Below are 6224 nucleotides of genomic sequence, written 5' to 3'. Positions count from 1 at the left end.
TACAATAGATAAATAAGAACCCCTTTGAAAAACTATAACGTTGAAGTTTTTTTGATTTATCTATTCTATTGCTAGAGTCTGGCAAAAGTCTTAATTTACCGTCGGTGCAATAATTCCATTCCCCAAGATGATCGCTTTTGTGGGTAAGAATTCCGTTGAAAAACTATAACGTTGGAGTTTTTTTTGATTTATCTATTCTATTGCTAGAATCAGGCAAAAACCTTAATTTACCCTCTGTGTAAGTAAAATTCCATTCCCCAAGGCGATCGCTTTTGTGAGTCGGTTAAACATCTCAAAACTATTGTACAATAGATAAATAAGAACCCCTTTGAAAAACTATAACGTTGAAGTTTTTTTGATTTATCTATTCTATTGCTAGAGTCTGGCAAAAGTCTTAATTTACCGTCGGTGCAATAATTCCATTCCCCAAGGCGATCGCTTTTGTGGGTAAGAATTCCGTTGAAAAACTATAACGTTGAAGTTTTTTTGATGGCTCTATTCTATTGCTAGAATCAGGCAAAAACCTTAATTTACCCTCTGTGTAAGTAAAATTCCATTCCCCAAGGCGATCGCTTTTGTGGGTCGGTTAAAAATTTCAAAACTATTGTGCAATAAACTGACGACTTGCTAAAACAGCACTACCATAGGCTGCATCTGTATAAACAGCTTTCGTAATAGGTACTTGTAAATACCGTCCCCGAATCGCTGTAAAAATAGGATTTTTAGCGCCGCCCCCAGCAGTATAGACATTGGTGAGTGTAGCTGCGCTTAATGCTTGCAACAATTCATAGCCTCGTAATTCAATTTTAGCAATACCTTCAAGCAAACCATGAATAAATTTTACAGAATTTTCTGGTCTAGGCGCTAATCTTGGCAGTAATTCTGGGTCATTGATCGGAAAGCGATCGCCCTTTTGTAGCAAGGGATAATAATCTAACCCACTTTCAGTATTAGGGTCTATTTGACTACTCAAACTTGACAACTCAGCATCAGTAAAAAAATGTCGCAAAACAGCACCTCCAGTATTAGAAGCACCACCGACTAACCACAAATCTCCAAGACGATGACTATAAATTCCATATTTAGCATCATCAACCCTAGTGCGACTCAACAGTTTTAGCACCAGAGTCGAACCCAAAGAAGTTACTGCTTCTCCCGGAGTATTAGCACCACTAGCGATAAAAGCAGCAATGCTATCTGTTGTACCCCCACAGACAACACATTCAGGAGAGAGACCAAGACTATTAACAACTTCTGGAGTAACATTCCCCACTATTGCACCTGGTGTGACGACTTCAGGTAAAAGAATATTTCCCCCAACTTCAGAATTAACAAAATCAGTCAACCAGTCTGGATAAGATAAGTCGCCGACATCATAACCTAGTTTCAAAACATTGTTATAGTCGCTCACTCCTAGTTTTCTATGCAGCAAAAACCCTAACCAGTCAGCTTGATGCAAAAAATAATAAGTTTGATTTGACAGAGAAATATTTTCAATCAACCATAACAACTTTGCAAAACTAGAAGTCGCACTAATAACAGGATGATTAGAAGGAGCAATACTTTTCAACTTATCCATCATTGCCACTCCCCTACTGTCATTGTAAAGAAGCGCTTCAGTCACAGGTTCACCATAACTATTGCACAATAGTACAGTTGCCGAAGTACCATCAATAGCGATCGCTCGAATTTCCCCTCGCATTTCTTGGGGAATATGGGAAATTAGATTAAATAAAGCCGTTTGCCAAACATGAGGCAATTTATTTTGTTGAGTATTTTCCCAGACATATTGTGTTTGTGCTTTAACTTGAAAGTTAGAGTCAATAACCACAGCACGCGCTCCCGAAGTGCCAAAATCAAGCCCTAAGTATAAATTCATTTTAACTAAAAACTTGCTATAATTTAAACTAGAAAATTATATACAAAAACTAAGACGTTATAGTTTAGTACAAAAATTAAAAATGCTATCAGATACAAAGTTATCGACGATGATTTCCCCACAAGTCCTTTTTAAAATACAGTGGTTAGGTAAAAAAGTAGTTTTAGGACCAAATGAAGTTTTGTATACTCATGGGGATAAATCAGAACATCTCTACATAACACTTGAAGGTGAAGTCTTTTTATACTATGGTGACACGGAAATTTGGATTGGCCCAGGAGATTTTATTGGCGAAAATGGTTTTATTTTGGGAACTGAGCGTGTAGGCACAGTAAAAGCCGGAGAAAATGGCTGCACTTTGTGGTGTGTTACTCGAGATAAATTATTTCAAAAAGATGATGTAGAAACAACTATTTTGATGTCTCACCTCTTAATTGGAATTGCTCCTTATATGGAAATTAGAATGATGGAATTTACCGAGGAGATTAAAGTAGCAAAGGATATTGTTACTAATCATTGCGATTTTGACCATCCTTCTATTCGTTATGTAGCTAACCTATTGAAAGGTAAGGATGATTGGGAATCAGCTATCAATATTTGGGATTATGTGAGAACAATGCCTTACCGATTTGGCTTTTGGTTTGTCAAAGCTTCCCAAACGTTTGAATTTGGTTTTGGAATGTGTACGACTAAAGCTAATTTACAGGTAGCATTATTACGGGCACTAGGAATTGAAGCTAAGTACGGTGAAGCTAATGTGGCAGCGAAATACTTGATACCATTTCTACCACCTGCTTATCGGTTTAAGGTTACTAAAAATATTCGGCACTATTTTTGTTTGGTAAATTTAGATGGGAAGTGGTTTCGGAGTGATGCCTCTTTTACTAAAGAGAGTCTACAGTTATTTGCCTATGCTCACCCAGAATATTCCTTTCTTGTTAATAAGAAGTTCGCTCGTGGCGAACATTTTGCGGTTGAACGTGAAGGAGAAACCTTAGAATACACCGTCCTTGATGATTTATCTCAGGTGATGTCCAAGCGACCTTTCTACAAAATGGGTAATGTAGAGGCAATGAATATTCTTCTAGATAAAGCCCAAGGAACGTTTAGACCTATACCTATTTGGGTTACATCAACTTCCGAGTTACTTCGTTATCGCCCTCAAGCAGCTTTGATTAAGGCGTTAGCTGGTTCGGTGACAGAGGCTGATACGGTTCGTCGATACTTATTAGAAAGCATAGCACTACAAGCAGGGAATAGGGAAGAAAATTGGGTATATTCAGAAAAATCACCTGATGGTGGATTGTGAAATGGTCTTAAGATAGGCGATTGGTATAGACTGATTATGAACCGCAAGACAGGGAAATTTTTTTTCCCACTTTTCCCTGTTCCCTGCTAATCAAAGAAATAGTATCCCAGAAAACTAGGCAAAAATAGCTTTCATCTTAGGTAGTAATACTTGAAAAGCTTGACCGCGATGAGATAGCGATCGCTTCATTTCAGCAGACATTTCCGCAAAAGTCTTTTCTTGTGAAGGAACATAAAAAATGGGGTCGTAACCAAACCCATCATTTCCACGGAGACTATATAGAATTTCTCCACGGCAAATTCCCTCTGTTTCTAATGCAATTGTGCCGTCAGGTCTGGCAATGACAAGAGCGCAGACAAACTGTGCCTGACGATTAGAATTATCTCCCAATTCTGTTAATACTCGCTCTATTTGTTCGGCAACAGTAGGAGCATAACGAGCAGAATAAATACCTGGTCTGCCATCCAAAGCATCTACTGCCAATCCGGAATCATCAGCGATCGCCCATTTTCCAGTAGCTTTGGCCACAACACTAGCTTTGAGGCGAGCATTAGCTAGAAAAGTTTCCTCAGTTTCCTCAACTTCTAAATCTTTTGGTTTTAGTTGTAATTGTAAATTCAAATCTGCTAGATATTCCTGCATTTCTTGAAATTTCCCCGGATTACCAGTAGCGACAACTAGCAATTTAGGAGTAGTTTCTGTGGGAGTAATGTTTGTCATTCTTTTATATAAATATTTATTTTGTCTTAAATAGAATACCACGTTGATCAACTTTAACCAGGCTGAAGTATCCACAGTAAAAACAAACCAAATTATCGTTATACCAATTTCATAAAATATTGCTACAGTGACGACACAGGGAACAGGGAACAGGGAACAGGGAAAGAAAAACATAAATATTAAAGAGGAAAAAAGAGGAAATTTTATAATTTATGGAATTTATAATTTTTTCTTTTAGGAAGAAATCACAAATTAAGATGTAATACCAAATTGAGATGAAGCTGCATAGAATAATATTTCAAGCAGAATAGACCGTAGGTAAGCGTAGATAAAGATAGATCGATTTAATAAATTTCATCATTCTATGCAACCTCATATAAAATTGGTATAACTGCCTTTTTTGAATTTGGTATTAGTAAAGAGAAATATAAACTGAGTTCTACCAGTTTGATAAATCTTTGCTACAAATATTTAGGTTACTGCTTAGGAGTCAACCCACCCCTCGCCCCTCCCCCTCTCAGGAGGGGAAGACAGGAGTCAGGAGTCGTATGGGAATAGGTTTGATACCATTTTTTATGTAGTAATTTATCTTTATTTGTCGTAGATGGGTTTAGTAAAATATGGAGAGAGGAGAGTAGATAGAGTAGGAATTTAATCATCTATGCAATATCCGGAATGTGCCATCAAATATACTTTCCTACTTGGCTAATATAGCGTTTCCCAAACTAATGAGGTACAGTTGTTTTTCTTCTTTATAGATTCCTACGGAACTAGAACTACTACTCTCTACTCCCTACTCCCTACTCCCTACTCCCTAAAATCAAGGAATTTTGTACCTCACTCTTCTTGGGAATTGCTATATTATTTTCCAAGGGTAGACAAATACCTTAAATCTAGTTTTAAATCTTCAATTCATTAAACCAAGTATTATATGTTCCGAAAATTCTTCTCTCCTAAGAGCAAATACAAAGTTAGTCTAACAATTTTTTGGTTAATTCTTTCCCTAATTATTATGCTTAGTTTTAATTCAGACAAAATCCTTTCTGAAGATGTCAATATAAGTCAGACAGATAGATACAATATCAGTTCTAATCTCACCCTGTCAGAAAAAGTCATGAAAATGGAACAAAGACTAGAAAAAGAATTTGAAGATTATTTTGACCGAGAAATTTCAGAAGTTTCAAAAACGGGTAATGACATTGCTCAAAAATTGTTAGAAATTAGCCAAAAAAGTAATATAAGACCTGCCGTATTTTGGGCAATTCCTGAATCAAAATATTTACATTTTGTTTTGAATTTATCCTGGAAAAAAACCTTTAGTTCAAGATATTGACTCCCTCAAACGTGAAAGCCTCATTCGTAAAGTCAAATTATTTAATAATGAAATTACTAATCCTCAGATGCTTTTCACAAATTCTTACTTAAGTCTGACCCAACAACTTTATAAATCGATAATTAAACCCTTTGAAGCCAATCTTCAAGAAGAAAGAATAGACACAATATTGTTTTGTTTCGGAACAGGTTTGCGTACTCTACCAATAGCAGCATTACATGATGGAAAACAATTTTTAGTAGAGAAATATAGCCTAGCAATTATTCCTGCATTTAATTTAATCGATTCCAATTATACTCCCATTCAAAAAGCCAGAATTTTGGCAATGGGTGCTTCAGAATTTCCTGCCCAAAATCCCTTACCTGCTGTTCCAATTGAACTATCAACAATTGTTAATAGAAACCTCATAAAAAATATCTCAGCTAAAAATATTTCTAGAGGTTGGCCTGGAAAATTATTTCTTAATCAAGACTTCACCTTAAAAAACTTAAAAAATCAACTTTCTTATCAATCTTTTAATATTATTCACTTAGCAACTCATGCAGAATTTAAACCCGGAAAACCCGAAAATTCTTATATTCAATTGTGGGATACTCAACTCCATTTAGACGAAATTCAAGAGATTAATTGGAACAATCCTCCTGCAGAATTATTAGTTTTAAGTGCTTGTAAAACAGCCGTTGGAGATCGAGATGTGGAGTTAGGTTTTGCTGGATTAGCTTTACAAGCGGGAGTTCAATCTGCATTAGCAAGTTTGTGGTATGTTAACGATCTTGGTACTTTAGCTTTAATGAGTGAATTTTATGAACAGTTAAAAACAGCAGCAACGAAAGCCGAAACAATTAGGAAAACTCAAATTAAAATGATTCAAGGAGATGTGTATTTAACAAATAAAAAATTGAAATTTTCTAGAGTATAAATTTCTTTACCTCAGAGTTTACAAATATTGGGAGAAACAGATTTTTCTCATCCTTTCTATTGGA

At 35.9% G+C, this 6224-nt stretch carries 7 protein-coding genes; 4 read left to right on the top strand and 3 right to left on the bottom strand.

Annotation, left to right across the window (positions count from 1 at the left end; all coding sequences use genetic code 11):
- Positions 1 to 394 precede the first annotated feature (394 nt).
- Both F6K13_RS13870 and F6K13_RS13865 read right to left on the bottom strand, forming a co-directional pair.
- The gene (locus F6K13_RS13870; RefSeq protein ID WP_275670305.1) at positions 395 to 520 is read right to left on the bottom strand and encodes a hypothetical protein; all 126 of its coding nucleotides are present in this window, start codon (positions 518 to 520) and stop codon (positions 395 to 397) included.
- An 81-nt stretch (positions 521 to 601) separates the two neighbouring features.
- The gene (locus F6K13_RS13865) at positions 602 to 1879 is read right to left on the bottom strand and encodes an FGGY-family carbohydrate kinase (RefSeq protein WP_124143768.1); all 1278 of its coding nucleotides are present in this window, start codon (positions 1877 to 1879) and stop codon (positions 602 to 604) included.
- 82 nt (positions 1880 to 1961) lie between these two features.
- Between F6K13_RS13865 and F6K13_RS13860 the strand changes: the two genes are divergently transcribed.
- Positions 1962 to 3188, top strand: a complete 1227-nt coding sequence (locus tag F6K13_RS13860; protein ID WP_124143769.1) for a cyclic nucleotide-binding domain-containing protein — start codon at positions 1962 to 1964, stop codon at positions 3186 to 3188.
- Between the two features lie 114 nt (positions 3189 to 3302).
- Here the strand turns inward: F6K13_RS13860 and rdgB are convergent, their stop codons facing one another.
- Positions 3303 to 3908, bottom strand: coding sequence for an RdgB/HAM1 family non-canonical purine NTP pyrophosphatase (gene rdgB, locus F6K13_RS13855; RefSeq protein WP_124143770.1), 606 nt, complete (start codon positions 3906 to 3908; stop codon positions 3303 to 3305).
- Between the two features lie 458 nt (positions 3909 to 4366).
- Between rdgB and F6K13_RS13850 the strand changes: the two genes are divergently transcribed.
- The 3 genes from F6K13_RS13850 to F6K13_RS13840 all read left to right on the top strand — a co-directional run bounded on the left by F6K13_RS13850 (position 4367) and on the right by F6K13_RS13840 (position 6160).
- Positions 4367 to 4489: a hypothetical protein gene (locus F6K13_RS13850; protein WP_287287634.1), complete on the top strand. Its 123-nt coding sequence runs from the start codon at positions 4367 to 4369 to the stop codon at positions 4487 to 4489.
- A 533-nt stretch (positions 4490 to 5022) separates the two neighbouring features.
- Complete coding sequence (locus F6K13_RS13845; RefSeq protein ID WP_240041572.1) at positions 5023 to 5241, top strand: hypothetical protein; 219 nt, start codon at positions 5023 to 5025, stop codon at positions 5239 to 5241.
- Positions 5242 to 5308: 67 nt separating this feature from the next.
- Positions 5309 to 6160 (top strand): CHAT domain-containing protein, encoded by an 852-nt coding sequence (locus tag F6K13_RS13840; RefSeq protein ID WP_240038817.1) that lies wholly within the window; start codon positions 5309 to 5311, stop codon positions 6158 to 6160.
- Positions 6161 to 6224 lie beyond the last annotated feature (64 nt).

Source organism: Okeania sp. SIO2B9 (genome assembly GCF_010672505.1).
GTDB classification, from domain to species: Bacteria; Cyanobacteriota; Cyanobacteriia; order Cyanobacteriales; family Microcoleaceae; genus Okeania; species Okeania hirsuta.
This window is presented reverse-complemented; position numbering and strand designations above follow the sequence as displayed.

Bases quoted from the DNA above. Each gene is read 5' to 3' on its own strand.
- rdgB (WP_124143770.1), bottom strand. From the start codon at position 3,908: ATGACAAACATTACTCCCACAGAAACTACTCCTAAATTGCTAGTTGTC.
- F6K13_RS13860 (WP_124143769.1), top strand. From the start codon at position 1,962: ATGCTATCAGATACAAAGTTATCGACGATGATTTCCCCACAAGTCCTT.
- F6K13_RS13865 (WP_124143768.1), bottom strand. From the start codon at position 1,879: ATGAATTTATACTTAGGGCTTGATTTTGGCACTTCGGGAGCGCGTGCT.
- F6K13_RS13840 (WP_240038817.1), top strand. From the start codon at position 5,309: ATGCTTTTCACAAATTCTTACTTAAGTCTGACCCAACAACTTTATAAA.
- F6K13_RS13845 (WP_240041572.1), top strand. From the start codon at position 5,023: ATGAAAATGGAACAAAGACTAGAAAAAGAATTTGAAGATTATTTTGAC.